This window comes from Pseudoflavonifractor sp. MCC625 (genome assembly GCF_018784545.1).
Taxonomy (GTDB): domain Bacteria; phylum Bacillota; class Clostridia; order Oscillospirales; family Oscillospiraceae; genus Pseudoflavonifractor_A; species Pseudoflavonifractor_A gallinarum.
Genome location: NZ_WQOJ01000023.1, coordinates 69906 through 85807, shown reverse-complemented (window position 1 = coordinate 85807; position 15902 = coordinate 69906). Strand labels below are relative to the sequence as shown.

General features: G+C 63.0%; 11 protein-coding genes. 8 read left to right on the top strand and 3 right to left on the bottom strand.

Annotated elements, in window-relative coordinates; all coding sequences use genetic code 11:
- Positions 1 to 38 precede the first annotated feature (38 nt).
- From GPK94_RS06610 to GPK94_RS06600, 3 genes are all read right to left on the bottom strand, one after another.
- Positions 39 to 362 (bottom strand): hypothetical protein, encoded by a 324-nt coding sequence (locus GPK94_RS06610; RefSeq protein ID WP_215655251.1) that lies wholly within the window; start codon positions 360 to 362, stop codon positions 39 to 41.
- A 52-nt stretch (positions 363 to 414) separates the two neighbouring features.
- On the bottom strand, positions 415 to 1872 hold the full coding sequence (locus tag GPK94_RS06605; RefSeq protein WP_215655249.1) for a PLP-dependent aminotransferase family protein: 1458 nt from the start codon (positions 1870 to 1872) through the stop codon (positions 415 to 417).
- 168 nt (positions 1873 to 2040) lie between these two features.
- Positions 2041 to 3258 (bottom strand): YgeY family selenium metabolism-linked hydrolase, encoded by a 1218-nt coding sequence (locus tag GPK94_RS06600; RefSeq protein ID WP_101691898.1) that lies wholly within the window; start codon positions 3256 to 3258, stop codon positions 2041 to 2043.
- 104 nt (positions 3259 to 3362) lie between these two features.
- On the opposite strand from GPK94_RS06600, the gene GPK94_RS06595 reads away from it, so the two are divergent.
- The 8 genes from GPK94_RS06595 (at position 3363) to GPK94_RS06560 (ending at position 15883) form a co-directional block, all read left to right on the top strand.
- Entirely contained in the window at positions 3363 to 4370 is a 1008-nt protein-coding gene (locus GPK94_RS06595) for an ornithine carbamoyltransferase (RefSeq protein ID WP_101691899.1), read from the top strand.
- Positions 4371 to 4604: 234 nt separating this feature from the next.
- On the top strand, positions 4605 to 5921 hold the full coding sequence (locus GPK94_RS06590) for an amidohydrolase family protein (RefSeq protein WP_193537279.1): 1317 nt from the start codon (positions 4605 to 4607) through the stop codon (positions 5919 to 5921).
- Positions 5922 to 6010: 89 nt separating this feature from the next.
- Positions 6011 to 8335 (top strand): xanthine dehydrogenase family protein molybdopterin-binding subunit, encoded by a 2325-nt coding sequence (locus GPK94_RS06585; protein ID WP_215655247.1) that lies wholly within the window; start codon positions 6011 to 6013, stop codon positions 8333 to 8335.
- Between the two features lie 10 nt (positions 8336 to 8345).
- Complete coding sequence (locus GPK94_RS06580) at positions 8346 to 9215, top strand: FAD binding domain-containing protein (protein WP_186963363.1); 870 nt, start codon at positions 8346 to 8348, stop codon at positions 9213 to 9215.
- 14 nt (positions 9216 to 9229) lie between these two features.
- Positions 9230 to 9706: a (2Fe-2S)-binding protein gene (locus GPK94_RS06575; RefSeq protein WP_101691903.1), complete on the top strand. Its 477-nt coding sequence runs from the start codon at positions 9230 to 9232 to the stop codon at positions 9704 to 9706.
- 26 nt (positions 9707 to 9732) lie between these two features.
- A complete protein-coding gene (locus GPK94_RS06570) occupies positions 9733 to 10938 on the top strand; it encodes a 4Fe-4S binding protein (protein WP_215655244.1) in 1206 nt (401 codons plus the stop codon).
- 454 nt (positions 10939 to 11392) lie between these two features.
- Positions 11393 to 13612, top strand: a complete 2220-nt coding sequence (locus GPK94_RS06565; protein WP_215655241.1) for a molybdopterin cofactor-binding domain-containing protein — start codon at positions 11393 to 11395, stop codon at positions 13610 to 13612.
- 15 nt (positions 13613 to 13627) lie between these two features.
- Positions 13628 to 15883: a xanthine dehydrogenase family protein molybdopterin-binding subunit gene (locus GPK94_RS06560; protein WP_101691906.1), complete on the top strand. Its 2256-nt coding sequence runs from the start codon at positions 13628 to 13630 to the stop codon at positions 15881 to 15883.
- Positions 15884 to 15902: the final 19 nt, after the last annotated feature.

The following is a 15902-nucleotide window of genomic DNA, read 5'->3' as shown; positions in this document are numbered from 1 at the left end:
GTCCGTGAGGACGGCATATCGGTGGATCAAGACCAGGATCAGTCACAGCAGCTTCGGATTTCCTCTGCCAGCTCCCATCCGCAGCTGCGGGCCGCCTCGGCCAGGGCCCACCCACAGCTGCGGGCTTCCTCGGCCTGGGCGCATCCGCTGCCGCAGAGGAACGAGGGGACCGACACCCAGTAGGAAGAGGCGCAGCCGGAGCCGGAGCTGCGGTTCCAGCCGGAGCAGGAGGCCGAGCTGGTGGAGCTGGAGCAGCCGCAGCCATTGGAACGGGCGGAGCCGCCGCAGGAGCAGCCACAGCAGCCCGAACAGCAGGAGCAGCGGGAACAGGAACGAAGCGCGTTGTTTCGATAGCAGCACATAACGAGATTCCCCCATATCAGAGTACGGCGGGAAGGACCCGCCTGCACCATACTATGGGAGGGAGGACGAAGAGGTGCGGCGCCCGGAGGGGCTGCCGGGAGAAAAGAAGGGCCGCCAGGCCGCGGCCAGCCGCTCCATGGCGGGGACCATGTCGGCGGGGTCCAGCCGTCCATAGCCCAGGACCAGGACGGGGCCGGGTGTATCCGGGGGCGTGATGGAGTAGGCGCTGAGCGGGGAGACCCCCACACCGGCCTCCGCCGCGGCCTCTACCAGAGCACCCTCCGGAACGGGAGAGGACACCCGAAAGAGCAGGTGGAGCCCGGCCTCCATGCCGGCGAAGGAGCCCCACGCCAGGAGCCCGGCCCCCTCCGCCGCCGCCAGCAGGGCATCCCGGCGCTGGCAGTAGATGGTCCGCATGCGGCGGATGTGGCGCTCGAAGTGGCCCCGCTCCAGAAAACGGGCCAGGGTGTACTGTTCAAAGGAGGGGACCGTGGAGGAGTAGAGCCGGAATTCCTCCCGATAGCGCCGGATCAGATGGGGCGGCAGGACCATATATCCGATGCGGAGAGAGGGGGCCAGGCTCTTGGCAAAGGTGTTGAGGTAGATGACCCGCTCATTCTTGTCCAGGCTCTGGAGGGCGGGGACGGGGCGGCCGTCAAAGCGGAACTCGCTGTCGTAGTCGTCCTCGATGATATACCGGTCGGGCTGCTCTCCGGCCCAGCGGAGGAGGGCCTCCCGCCGGGGCATGGACATAACGGTGCCCAGGGGAAAATGGTGGGAGGGGGTGACGTGGACCACCCGGGCGCCCGACCAGCGCAGGGCATCGGTGCGCAGCCCCTCCCGGTCCAGCGGAATGGGGCAGACCAGCGCGCCGGTGTGGGAGAGGATGCGCTGGACCTTCCGGTAGCCGGGGTCCTCCACCGCCCATCCTCCGCCCCGGCCAAGAAGCTGGAAGAGCAGGGTGGTGAGATATTCCGCGCCGGCCCCCACTACGATCTGGTCCGGGTGGACGTCGATGCCCCGGAAGTCATGGAGGTAGCGCACGATGGCCGCGCGCAGCGCCGGCACGCCCTGGGGGTGGGGGGAGGAGAGGAGGGCGCTGTCCTCCTCGCTGAGGACCTCCCGCATCAGACGGGCCCAGGTGGAGAAGGGGAAGTGCTCCGTGTCCACGGCGTTGGTGGAAAAGTCATAGGGAAGAGGGGACACCTCCGCAGGCTCGGGTGGGGCGGGCGCAGAGGGAGCGGCCGGGGAAAGGGGACGCTCGGTCTCCTGGGACTGGACAAAGAAGCCCCGCTTGGCCTGGGTGTACACGTAGCCCTCGGCCAGCAGCTGTTCATAGGCGTTTTCCACCGTGATGACCCCCACCTTCAGGTGGGCGGCCAGGGCGCGCTTGGAGGGGAGGCGCTCCCCGGGGCGGAGAGCGCCCCCTTCGATCTCCCGGCGGATATGGCGGTAGATCTGTTCATACAGGGGCTGAGAAGCATTTGGGTCCAGGACAGGTGTGAGCATGGCATTACCTCCCGATCCGGCGGCCGGAGCGCCCGGTCAAAGTTCACTCTATTATAAAAGAAAGGATACCGGCCGGCAAGAGAAAGAAACTTCATGCCGTGCTTCTGCACAGCAAAAAGCCGGGGGGCGCGGCCGCTTGGACCGCGCCCCCCGGACAGGGGATGTAGATTAGCCCTTCTTGGGAACGAACAGGGGCAGGGAAGCGTAGAAGGAAATGGCCTTCATCAGCTCATCGATGGGCATCTTGTCCTGAGTGGAGTGGCACAGGGAGCCGTCGCCGGGGCCGTAGCCGATGGCGGGCACGCCCATGCGGCCGCACAGGTGGGTGGCGTTGGTGCAGAACTCCCAGGAGCCGACCACGGGCTTCTCGCCCCACAGCTCAGTGTAGGCATCCACGCCGGACTGGATCAGGGGATGATCCTCGGGCAGCACCCAAGAGGGGAAGTAGTCCACGCAGGTGATGTCATAGCCGGTGTAGGTCTGGACCTTCTCGGTGTCGATGGCAGCGGTGACACCGGGGATATCCTTATAGAACTGGGAGACCTCGGCCAGCAGGTCGTCGATGGACTCACCGCAGGAGATGCGGCGGTCGCAGGTGATGACGGCCTCACCGGGGATGGTGTTCAGGGAGGGGGTCTTACAGTCGACCTTGGTCACCTCGATGGAGCCCTTACCCAGGAAGGGATCCTCCACGAAGTCCTGGAACTTGTCCACGCGCTCCATGATGGGCAGAGCCTTGATCAGGGCGTTGTCGCCGCGCCAAGCGGTGGAGGCGTGGGCGCACTTGCCGGGAACGGTGATCTTGATGAGGGCGCGGCCCTTGTGACCACGGATCACGCGGCCCTCGGAGGCCTCGGCCACCAGCACGAAGTCGGGCTTAATGTCGGGGTTCTCCTCGGTCATGGCCTTCACGCAGGAGCCCTCCACGTCCTCCTCGGACAGGGAGCCGGACACCCACAGGGTGAAGTCCTGATCCAGACCCAGGGCCTTGAGGGCCTTGCCGGCGAAGGTGATGCCGGTCAGGCAGCCCTTGTCGTCCACGGCGCCGCGGCCGCGGAGGACCTTGCCCTCCTCCATCTGGGCCTCCAGGGGGTTCATGCCGCCCCAGTCGGCGGGCTCGCCCAGCTCCACGGTGTCGATGTGGGCATCGTAGAGGAGGACGGTCTTGCCGGAGCCAACGCGGCCAACCACGTTGCCGACCTTGTCGATGCGGACCTCGTCGAAGCCGAACTCCTTCATCTTATTGGCGAGAAATTCAACGGCCTTTCCCTCGTTGTAGGTGACGCTCTCGATGGCGATGAAGTCCTTCAGGAACTGAATGACTTCCTCTTCCTGAGAGGCCACGTACTCCTTGATTTTTTCCAGCGCTTCTTTTTTTGTAATCATGTGAATTCCTCCTTGATTTTTTCGAGAGATGCTGGTATGATTATACCATAAAGTATTCTAGAGATATAGAGACTTTTGAAAAAATTTTTTGGGAGGTTTTTATCATGCAGACAGGTCTCAAAGGTAAGCATTTTCTCTGTGAGCAGGATTGGACGAACGAGGAGCTGGAGACCCTCATGGACGTGGCGTCCGCTCTGAAGATGGACAACCTGCTGGACACCCACAAGTATGATGAGCTGCTGAAGAACAAGTCTCTGTTCATGCTGTTCTTCGAGGAGTCCACCCGTACCCGTAACGCTTTCGAGTGCGGCATCACCCAGCTGGGCGGCCACGGCAACTACCTGACCCCCAAGGCCACTCAGATCGACCACGGCGAGACCCCCCAGGACACCATCGAGGTTCTCTCCCGCATGGGCCACGGCATCGGCGTGCGCAACACTCTGGTGGGCGGCCATGCTTACATGCAGAAGCTGGCTAAGTACTCCAAGATTCCCATCTACAACATGCAGTGCGACCTGTGGCACCCCACTCAGTCCATTGCCGACCTGTTCACCATCAAGGAGAAGTTCCACAATGAGCTGAAGGGCCGCAAGTTCGTCATCTCCTGGACCTCCGCCGGCAACTACATGCGTCCCCTGTCCATGGCTCAGTCCCTGATCACCCTGATGCCCCGCTTCGGCATGGACGTGACCCTGGCTGTGCCCAACAAGGACTTCGAGCTGATGCCCGAGGCCATGGAGACCGCCCGCAAGAACGCTGAGTTCTACGGCTCCAAGTTCGAGGTCTGCAACGACATGGACGCCGCCTGCGAGGGCGCCGACGTGGTCTACGCCAAGGGCTGGGGCCCCATCATGGCCGTGGGCGACGACGAGAAGACCGGCGTCGAGATGATCAACGCCAATCCCGGTTGGTGCGTCGACAGCCGCCGCATGAGCCTGGCCAAGAACACCGCTATCTACATGCACTGCATGCCCGCTGACCGCGGCATCGAGGTCACCGACGAGGTCGCCGACAGCGCTCAGTCCGTCATCTACGACGAGGCCGAGAACCGCATGCACACCATCAAGGCTCTGATGGCTCTGACCATGGGCAACGTGGCCAGCCGCCGCTAAGCCTCGGCAAATCACAATTGACCCATTCCGCCCGCCGGCCCAGCGCCGGCGGGCGGGGGGAACATTCCCCTGCGATGCAGGAACTCAAAAACAGGCGCCTGTGCGCTGAAACGAAACATGGCGGCACATGCGACAAGATGTGTCGCCATTTTTTCACCGGTCTGGGGAAAACCAGAGAGTTTACCAGAGAACGGAACACGTTTCGGCGCCGGGACTGCCGGGAAGGGTGTATGTATGGAAGCGGCAACTATCATCCGTGGCGGAGCAGTGCTCCTGAAGGAAGGTCTCAAGACCGGATGGGGCGTCAAGCTCAGGGACGGTCTCATTGCAGAAGTGGGGCCCAACGAGACCCTGAGCGCTCAGGCGCAGGATACGGTGATCGAGGCTACCGACCAGGTCATCCTGCCCGGTTTCATCAACGGGCACAACCATATGTATAATGTATTCTCCCGCGGCATCAGCACCGATGCGGTGGTGACCGAGTTCTCCAGCTTCCTGGACGACTTCTGGTGGCCCTACATCGAGAACCGGATCACTCCGGAGCTGGCGGAGATCACCACCCGCTGGGCCAGTGTCGAGATGATCGACAGCGGCGTGACCACCTTCTTTGATATTCTGGAGGCGCCCAATGCCATTCCGGGCGCGCTGGAGCGGGAGGCTCAGGTCATCCGTGAGGCCGGTCTGCGCGGCATCCTCACCTTCGAGGCCTGCGAGCGGATGAGCAGCGAGAATGCAGAACTTGGACTGAAGGAGAACGCGGATTTCATCCGGAATCACGCCGACGATCCTCTGGTAAAGGGCGCGATGAGCATCCATACCCTCTTTACCTGCTCCAAGGAATATGTGCAGAAGGCCCGCGCCATGGCAAAGGAGCTGGGCTCCAAATTCCATATGCACCTCTCTGAGAGCGTGTTTGAACCCAACTGGACCCAGGAGCACTACGGCAAGCAGCCCGTGTGCATCTATGATGAGCTGGGCTGTCTGGACAGCGATGTCCTGGCCTCCCAGGTCGTACAGGTCAACCAGGAGGAGATCGACATCCTGGGCCGCAGCGGCGCCAGTGCCGTGACCATGCCCCTGTCCAACTGCGAGGTGGGCGGCGGAGTCGCACCGGTCACCGAGCTCCTGGAGGCCGGGGTCAAGGTTGGGATTGGCACCGACGGCTACATCAATAATTTCTTCGAGGTTATGCGCGGCGCATTTCTTATCCACAAGGCACATCGGCAGGACCCACAGGCGATGGGCGCCCGGCAGGTCTACCAGATGGCCACGGATATGGGGGCCAAAGCCCTCGGCATGGAAAATACGGGGTGTATTGCCCCGGGAATGCTGGCGGACGTGATCACGGTCAGCATGAACGATACGCCCACGCCCATCAACGAAAAGAATATTTACGACCAACTGATCCTGTACCGGAACCCCGCCGACGTGAAAAACGTCTTTGTCGGCGGAAAGCAGCTCAAGAAGGACGGCGTTATCACGACGCTGGACGTTGAGAAGGCCCGCGCCGACATGCGTCAGGCCTGTGCGGAGTTCTGGAAGTTCAAGTAATCCGGACTTTTTCGACCCGACTGTACCTTTAACACCGGAGAAAAGGTCCCGTTCCGGATGGGATTTCCATGCAAGAGGAAGGTGATTTCATGCCCCTGTTAGGCGAGCTGAAGAAGAATTATAAAATTGTCAACCACTCGGTCCCCCGCATCGACGGTATCGACAAGGTGACCGGACGCGCGCACTACGCCGCGGACCTGAAATTTGTCGATATGGTGTACGGCGGCTGCCTGCGCAGCGGCCGCTCCCACGCCAAGGTGACCCGGATCGACACCGAGAAGGCCAAGGCCATTCCCGGCGTGCTGGCCGTGGTGACGGCGGACGATATGCCCAAGCCCAAGAGCTGCGCGGGCAACGCCCCCTACATGTACCTGACCAAAGAGGTCAAATATGCCGGCGACGTGGTGGCCATCGTGTGTGCCGAGACCAAGGCCCTGGTGGACGAGGCCCTCAAGGCCATCGAGGTGGAGTATGAGGATCTGCCCGGCGTCTACACCATCCGCGACGCCATCAAGCCCGGCGCCCCTGCGGTGCATGAGCAGTATCCCGACAACGTCTTTACCGACTCCATCTACCCCATCCGCAAGGGCGACGTGGAGAAGGGCTTTGCCGAGGCCGACCTCATCATCGAGCGGGAGTACGAGACTCAGTACATCGAGCACTCCTACATCGAGCCCGAGGCCGTGGTCTGCATCCAGAATCCCGCTGACGGCGTGATGACCGTCCACTCCTCCAGCCAGAACCCCTTCTTTACCCGCCGCTATGTGGCCGACATCCTGGGTGTGGGCATGCACGACGTGCGCGTGTTCCAGGAGACCCTGGGCGGAAGCTTCGGCGGTAAGGAGGAGGGCGTCGGCATGCTGGCCGCCCGCTGCGCCTATCTGTGCCGCCTGGTGGGCCGCCCCGTCAAGATGACCTTCTCCCGGGAGGAGTCCTTCCTGGAGAGCGCCAAGCGCCATCCCTTCCTGCTGCGCTACAAGGTGGGCGTGAAGAAGGACGGACATATCGTGGCCTGGGAGGGCACCCAGATCGACAACTGCGGCGCCTACAACAACCAGACCCAGTTCATGAACTCCCGCGCCAGCATCCACAGCTGCGGCGCCTACACCATCCCCAACGTCAAGACCGATACTTACGGCGTGTTCACCAACAACATCCACGGCGGCGCCATGCGCGGTTACAGCTCTCCCCAGCTGATCTGGGGCCAGGAGCAGCTCATTGAGGAGATCGCCGAGGAGCTGGGCATGGACCCCCTGGAGTTCCGCCGCATCAACTGCCTCAAGGACGGCACCACCAATGCCACCGGCACCGTGCTGGACCACGTGAACATGCAGGAAGTCATGGACTACACCGCAGAGAAGACCGACTACCAGCGCAAGCATGAGGAGTATAAGCACCAGACCTCCACCAAGAAGCGCAAGGGCATCGGCATCGCCATCGGCCACCGCGGCTGCGGCCTGGGCGCCGAGTCGCCCGACGCCTCCGGCGCCATGGCTATCGCCAATGAGGACGGCACCGTGCTCATCAACACCGGCCTTGCCGAGAACGGCCAGGGCCTGAAGACCGCCTTTGCCCAGATCGCTGCCGAGGCCATCGGCGTGCCCTACGAGGCCAGCCGCTTCTACGGCACCGATACCCAGGCCATCGCCGACTCCGGCATGACCGTGGCCTCCCGCGGCACCGTGATGGGCTCCCAGTCCACCCGCAAGGTGGGCTACAAGCTCAACGAGATCATGCGCGCCAACGCCCTGGCTCTGGGCTTCTTCAAGGACCAGGAGAACGTGAAGAGCATCGAGCAGATCGTGCTGGAGGACGGCTTCTTCCACACCACTGAGAAGCCCGACGTGAAGGTCGCCTTCAAGGACGTGTGCAACGCCTCTCTGTGGACCGGCCGCCAGATGGCCGCCTATGAGTGGTATATGCCCCCCGCCTGCATCCAGGATCACCACACCGGACAGGGCGTCGCCTTCCCCAACTACGCCTACGGCTGCGTGGTGGCTGAGATCGAAGTGGATATGGAGACCGGCTACGTGGACGTGCAGAAGGTCACCGCCAGCCACGACGTGGGCACCGCCGTCAACCCCGCTCTGGTCATGGGCCAGATCTACGGCGGCATCCTGATGGGCCAGGGCTACGCTACCACCGAGGAAGTGGAAGTGAGCAACGGCAAGGTCCGCAACCAGAACTTTGAGAACTACATCGTGCCCACCGCGGCCGATATGCCCGAGATGGACGTGAACATCTTCGAGTGCGACGACCCCCGCGGCACCTTTGGCGCCAAGAGCATCGGCGAGCCGGCCACCGAGGTGGTGGGCGCCGCCATCGCCAACGCCATCTACAACGCCACCGGAAAGCGCATCCGTGAGAATCCCGCCAACCTGGAGCGGGTGCTGCTGGGCAAGAAGCTGAGATAAGGGGGATACCATGCAGAAGCTGAGTTATCTGAAGCCCCAGACCCTGAAGGAAGCTCTGGGCTATCTGAAGGAATACGGCGAGAAGGTTAAGCCTTACGCCGGCGGCACCGATCTGATGGTGCAGCTGCGGGAGGGTTCCTCCCGCCTGAAGGACGTGGAATACCTGATGGATGTGCAGGCGCTGCCCGAGCTGCGCGGCATTGAGGTCCGGGAGGACTCCATCCGCATCGGCGCCATGACCAGCCACACCGAGGTCAACGAGTCGGAGGTCCTGCGCAAGCATGTGCCCTTCCTCTCCATCGCCTCTTCCACCGTGGGTTCCACCCAGATCCGCAACAAGGGCACCGTGGGCGGCAACATCTGCAACGCCTCCCCCGCGGCCGACACCCTCTCTCCCTTTGTGGCGCTGAACGCCCGCCTGGTAGTGGTCAGCGTGGACGGGGAGCGGGAAGTGATGGTGAAGGACGCCATGGAGAAGGCCGGCAAGCTCAAGCTGGCTCCCCATGAGATGGTCACCAGCATTCTCATCGACCGGATCGACGACTACTCCACCGCGTTCATCAAGCTGGGCCGCCGCAAGGCTCTGGCCATCTCCCGTATGAACGCCGCCGTGGCTCTGAAGATGGAAAACGGCGTCATCGCCGCCGCCCGCATCGCTCCCGGCTGTGTGTTCTCCACCCCCGACCGGGTGGAGAAGGCCGAGGCCCTCATCGTGGGCAAGGCTCCCTCCGCCGCTCTCTTCGAGGAGGCCGGCAAGGCCGTCTCCGAGGAGATGATCGCCCGTACCGGCATCCGCTGGTCCACCGAGTACAAGAAGCCTGTCATCGAGGCCCTCATCCAGCGCGCGCTGTGCCGTGCCGCCGGGCTGCCCGAGGACTGAGGGGGTAAATGGATATGAAGAAGATCACTTTGAATTTTATCCTCAATGAGGAGCCGGTCTCCCTGGAGATCGACGAGAACGCCCGCCTGCTGGACGTCATCCGCGACGTGGCCGGCCTCACCGGCACCAAGGAAGGCTGCGGCGTGGGCGAGTGCGGTGCCTGCACCGTCATCCTGGAAGGGGAGGCCGTGGACTCCTGTATCGTCCTGGCCGCCTCGGTGGAGGGCAAGCATGTCACCACCGTGGAGGGTCTGGCCAAGAACGGCAAGCTGGACCCGGTGCAGCAGGCTGTGCTGGACCACCACGCCCTCCAGTGCGGATTCTGCACCCCCGGCTTCCTGATGAGCGCCAAGGCGCTGCTGGACAAGAAGCCCAACCCCACCCGCGACGAGATCAAGATGGCCATTGCCGGCAACCTGTGCCGCTGCACCGGATATCAGCAGCTGGTGGAGGCCTTTGAGGACGCGGCCAAAGAGTATCAGAAAGGCTAATCTGACGGAGAAAAGAGGAGAAATAGATGTTTGATAAGGAAAAGGTGAAAGGCGCCTCCATTGGCGTCAAGTTCTGTGGTTATGACCTCCAGAGTCCCTTTATCGTAGGCTCCGGCCCCCTCACCTATGGCTCCGAGGGCATGATCCGTGCCTATCAGGCCGGCGTGGGCGCTGTGGTCACCAAGACCATCCGCCTGGGCGCCGCCATCAACCCCGCCCACCACATGGCCAAGATCAACAACGAGGCCATTCTGAACTGCGAGAAGTGGGCCGACTCCGACCGCTTCCAGTGGTATGAGAAGGAGATCCCCGAGGCCGTCAAGGCGGGCGCCATCGTCATCGGCTCCGTGGGCCACACCCCCATGGAGGCTCAGGCCATCGTGAAGGACGTGGAGAAGGCCGGCGCGCACATCATCGAGCTGGTCTCCTACACCGAGGACACCCTGCTGCCCATGCTGGACTACGCCAAGGCTCACGTGAACATCCCCGTGATCTGCAAGCTCTCCGGCAACTGGCCCGACGCGGCGGCTACCGCCAAGAAGTGCTATGAGCACGGCGCCGACGGCATCTGCGCCATCGACTCCATCGGCCCCACCCTGATGATCGATGTGGAGAAGCGCGCCCCTGTCATGATGAGCAACGACGGCTACGGCTGGATGACCGGCGCCCCCATCAAGCCCATCTCCATGCGCATCAACAGCCAGATCACCCGCAACATCCCCGGCTACAAGAACCTGTACGGCACCGGCGGCGTGATGAAGGCGGACGACGCCATCGAGTACCTGATGATCGGCTGTAACGCCGTGGGCATCTGCTCCGTGGGCATCCTGAAGGGCCTGGACTATGTGGAGAAGATGTGCTATCAGCTCTCCGACCGTCTGGCTCAGCTGGGCTTCTCCTCCATCCAGGAGGCTATGGGCGTGGCCCTGCCCAACTTCCCCAGCACCGAGAACATCACCGACATGGGCTTCCACTACGAGCCCGGCAAGTGCACCAAGTGCGGCCGCTGTGAGACCGTCTGCTGCTACAACGCCCGCAAGGTGGAGTTCCCCGAGATGAAGCTGGACCGCACCCTGTGCCGCTCCTGTGGCCTGTGCGCCGACGTCTGCCCCACCCACGCGCTCACCAGCTTCGTGGAGGAGCAGTCCGCCGAGAACGCCAAGCGGGCCGCCGCTTCCAAGGAGTTCGACGCTCTGGTGAAGGAGCAGTCCCCCAAGCTGCTGGAGCACTAAGCTTCCAGGAGCAGCGCAAAGTCCCGACAAAGTGACCTGAACACCGAGGTATGACCCTCTCTTATGCGCGGTAGAGCTATTGTGCTTGCTACCCTGGCCGCCGGGAGAGCCCGTGAGGGTAAGGTGCGGGTGTATGAAGACGTGCATGTGAACCACTCCGTTTGGATGGAGGCGGAACTGCAGCTTTGTTTGGCACGAAGAATACAGGGAAGCAGGCGCCTCCATCCAAAAAAAGATGGAGCGCCTGCTTTTTTATACGCATTTTTCAATCACAAGGCAAACAAAACGGCTACTGTACGCCGGGCATACCTGAGTGTCGGAACCACCGGGCGGTGCAGAGAGCACCGGCGGCATCGGCACCGGGCTCCAGGCTATGTGAATCGTGTACGGGCTACGTCAAAGGATGCCGTGGGCAGCTCAGATGGCCGTAAATCGGATGAGGAGATGAATACATATGGAGGATTATAGCCGGATTGGTGAGAGTACCCCCATTCGGGACGCGGCACTGAAGGTGACCGGCCGAAAGATGTATGTTGGTGACATGAAGCTCCACGGGATGCTGTACGGCGAGGTCCTGTTCAGCAAGGTGGCCCATGCCAAGATCAAGTCCATTGATACCAGTGAGGCCGAGGCCCTGCCCGGCGTGCGCGCCGTGGTGTGCTACAAGAATTCCCCCGATACCCTGTACAACAGCGCCGTGCGCTTCTATGAGCACCAGATCCCCGACACCGAGCGGGTCTTTGACGATACGGTCCGCTTTGTGGGGGACCGTGTGGCGGCGGTAGCCGCCGATACCCAGGCCATCGCCAAGAAGGCCGTGGGACTCATCAAGGTGGAATATGAGCCCCTGCCGGTCTATCTGGACCCGGAGGAGGCCATGCAGGAGGGGGCCTACCCCATCCACGGCGACAAGAACGCCATCACCACCATGGTCCACAACGCCGGTGATCTGGAGCAGGGCTTTGCCCAGGCCGACCGCATCTTTGAGGACCGGTATACCACGCAGGCGGTGCACCACTGCGCCATTGAGCCCCATGTGTCCATCGCCGACTACGACTATTCCGGCAAGCTGACGGTCTACACCTCCTGCCAGAATACCTTCGGTTACCGCATCGCCCTCCACCGCATCTTCAAGCTGCCCATGAGCCGCATCCGGGTGGTGACCCCCGCCATCGGCGGCGCCTTCGGCGGCAAGCTGGAGATGACTCTGGAGCCGGTGGCCGCCCTCCTCTCCATGAAGGCCGGCCGTCCGGTGAAGGTGACCTACTCCCGTCAGGCCTGCATCGACTCCACCCGTACCCGCCACGCCTCGGTGGTCTACCTCAAGACCGGCGTGAAGAACGACGGCACCATCGTGGCCCAGGATATCCGCATCATCACGAATACCGGCGCCTATGCCACCAGCGCCCTCAACGTGCTGGGTGCCCTGAGCCATAAGGTATTCAAGGTCTACAAGATCCCCAATATGCGCTTTACCGGCATCCCGGTGTACACCAACACCCCCATCGCCGGCGCCATGCGCGGCTATGGTTCTCCCCAGGCCTTCTTCGGCCAGCAGCGCCAGTTCCAGAAGATCGCCAAGGCCCTGGGCATGTCCCTGGTGGACTTCCAGATGAAGAACCTGGTCAACCCGGAGGACAGCGATCCCATGGGCTTCAAGCTGGGCAACCCCCATCCCAAGGACTGCGTCCGTCGGGGCGTGGAGCTGATGGCCAACTGGAAGCCTCTCTCCGATGAGGACGGAAAATACTCCATCGGCGTCGGCATGGCAGTGGGCGCCCACGGCTGCGGCTGCTTCGGCGCACACCGGGATCAGGCCTGCGTCATGCTCAAGATGAACGAGGACGGAACCTGCACCTACTTCACCGGTACCCACGACATGGGCAACGGCTCGGTCACGGCCCAGACTCAGGTGGTCTCCAACACCCTCCAGATCCCCCTGGAGTCCATCACCACCATGGAAGCAGATACCGATGCCTGTCCCTGGCAGCTGGGCGACTACTCCAGCCACGGCATCTTCGTGGTGGCCAGCGCTGCCAAGAAGTGCGCCGAGTCGGTGGGCCGTGAGCTGGTGAAGGAGGCCGCCCTTCTCCTGGAGGAGAAGGAGGAGGACCTGGAGCTGGTCCCCGGCGGCGTCCACTCCAAGGCCACGGACAAGACGGTCTCGCTCAGCGACGTGGTGGTCTATGCCCAGGATAAGTCCAAGCGGGAGATCATCTGCTCCGAGACCTATCCCATGCCCAACGGTCCCACCGCCTACGGCGCCCACTTCGCCCGGGTCAAGGTGGAGAAGGCCACGGGCAAGGTGACCGTCACCGACTATGTGGCCGTCCACGACGTGGGCAAGGTCATCAACCGCATGGGCATTGAGGGCCAGCTCCACGGCGGCATCCAGATGGGCCTGGGCTACGCCCTGTGCGAGGGACTCAAGTATGATGAGAACGGCCGCAACGTGTACAACAATTTCCGCAAGTACAAGATGTTCACCGCCGACCAGATGCCCAGCATCCAGGTGGACTTCATTGAGGCCTATGAGCCCAACGGCCCCTATGGTGCCAAGAGCATCGGCGAGGCTGCCGTGGTGCCCTCCAATCCGGCGGTGCTCAACGCGGTGTGCGACGCCCTGGGGAAGGAAATTTACAGCTCTCCCTACCGGGATTGGGAAGAGAACTGAGAAGGGGGATCGTTTATGAGCAACAACCGCAGGGATGTCCTGGCCAAGGTCACCGGCAAGGCCATCTATGCCAATGATATCCAGATGCCGGGTATGGTCTTCTGTAAGGTCGTGCGCTCCACCATCGCCAGCGGGCGCATTCGCTCCATCGACACGGCCCGGGCCGAGCAGGTCCCCGGCGTGCTTCGGGTGTTCACCGCCAAGGACATCCCCGGCATCCCCAACCAGCCCTGTGACCGGCCCGTCATCTGCGGCGACCGGGTGCGCTACATCGGCGACGCGGTGGCTCTCATCGCCGCCGAGACCCGGGAGCAGGCCGAGGAGGCCGCCGCCCTGGTGCAGGTGGAGTATGAGGAGCTCCCCGCCAATTTCGATCCCCTCCGCGCCCTGGATGAGGACGCCCCTCTGATCCACGAGGGCGGAAACACCATCTGCCGCTGGAAGACCCAGCGGGGCGATGTGGAAGAGGCCTTCCAGCACTGCGACCACATCCTGGAGCGGGACTATGTGACCTCCCGGGTCCAGCATGTCTGCATTGAGACCGAGGCGGCCGTGGCCTACACCGACCCGGTGACCAACGAGGTCATCGTCCGCTGCCCGGTCAACAGCCCCTTTGTCATCCGCAAGACGGTGGCCGAGACCCTGGGCGTGCCCTACACCCAGGTGCGGGTGATCTTGGCCACCATCGGCGCCTCCTTCGGCGGCAAGAACTACGACATCGCCATGGCCTCCAGCCGGGCGGCGCTGGTGAGCACCCTGCTGGGCCGGCCCTGTAAGGTGTGGCTCACCCGGGAGGAGTCCATCATGGAGGGGACCAAGCGCCATCCCATCCACGCCCATTACAAGGTGGGCTTCAATGACGACGGCAAGCTCCAGGCCATGCAGGTCCGGCTGGTGCTGGACGGCGGAGCCTATAAGAGCAAGACCTTCCCGGTCACCACCCGTATGGCCATTGAGGCGGCGGGTCCCTATATCGTGCCTAACATCGACACGATTTCCACCAGCGTCTACACCAACAACGTCTACTCCGACGCCCTGCGTGGCTTCGGTTCGCCCCAGGTGGACTTCTGCTCCGAGTCCCTCATGGACGAGATCGCCAAGGAGCTGCACATGGACCCGGTGGAGTTGCGCAAGAAGAACATGCTCTATGAGGGATGTACCTCCACCACCGGCCAGCACATGACCAACGTGACCCTGGACCAGTGCTATGAGGCCCTGGACAAAGCGGCTCAGATCCAGGAGCGGCGGGCGCGCATTGCCGCCTACAACGCCAGCCACACCGGCACGAAAAAGGGCCTGGGGATCGCCTTCCTGCACCGGGGCGAGTCCTTCGGCGCGGCCGGTCAGGGCATTGACACCGCCAGCGGCATGATCGCCCTCCAGCCCGATGGGAGCGTCACTGTGGCCTCCTCCATCGCCGAGGTGGGCCAGGGCGGCCCCAACATGCTGGTGAGCGTGGTCCATGAGACCCTGGGCGTGGCCCGGGAGAAGATCCACGTCACCCCGGTGGATACCGGCTACCTCACCGATGCCGGTCCCACGGTGGCCACCCGCGGCACCGTGTTCTCCGGCGGCGCGGTGTGGAAGGCCTGCCTCAGCGTGCGGGAGAAGCTGACCGGCTACGCCGAGAAGCGCCTGGGCACCCGGGATGTGGTCTTTGCCGAGGAAAAGATCACCGACGCCAAAAATCCGGCCAACTCGGTGGCCCTTCTGGAGGTCATCGGGGACGCCTTCAATAACTCCGATCACCTCAACTCCCTGGGCTACTTTGCGGCTCCTCCTTTCAACTACGACCGGAGCACCGGCGTGGGCGACGCCTATTGGTCCTGGGTCTACGGTGCGGCAGCGGCCGAGGTCACGGTGGACCTGAAGACGGGCGCCGTGTCGGTGGACGACTACTTTGCCGTCCACGACGTGGGCCATGCACTGGATATGGAGGAAGTCAAGGGACAGATCCGGGGCGGCGTGGCCATGGGCATCGGCTATGCCCTCACCGAAGAGGTGGACCTCAAGGAGGGCCGCATCCGGAACCTGAACCTGGAGAACTACATCGTGCCCACGGCGCTGGATGTGCCGGACCAGATCCACGCCATCGCCCTGGAGATCCCCAGTGAGATCGGACCCCTGGGGGCCAAGGGCCTGGGCGAGCCGGCCACCTGCAACGTGGCCCCCGCCATCATCAATGCCATCGACGACGCCTGCGGAAAGCGGATTCGGGAGCTGCCTGCCAATCTGGAGCGCATTGTCCTGGGTCATTCCATGAGCAAATAAGCGACGCCGTGAAGTGAAA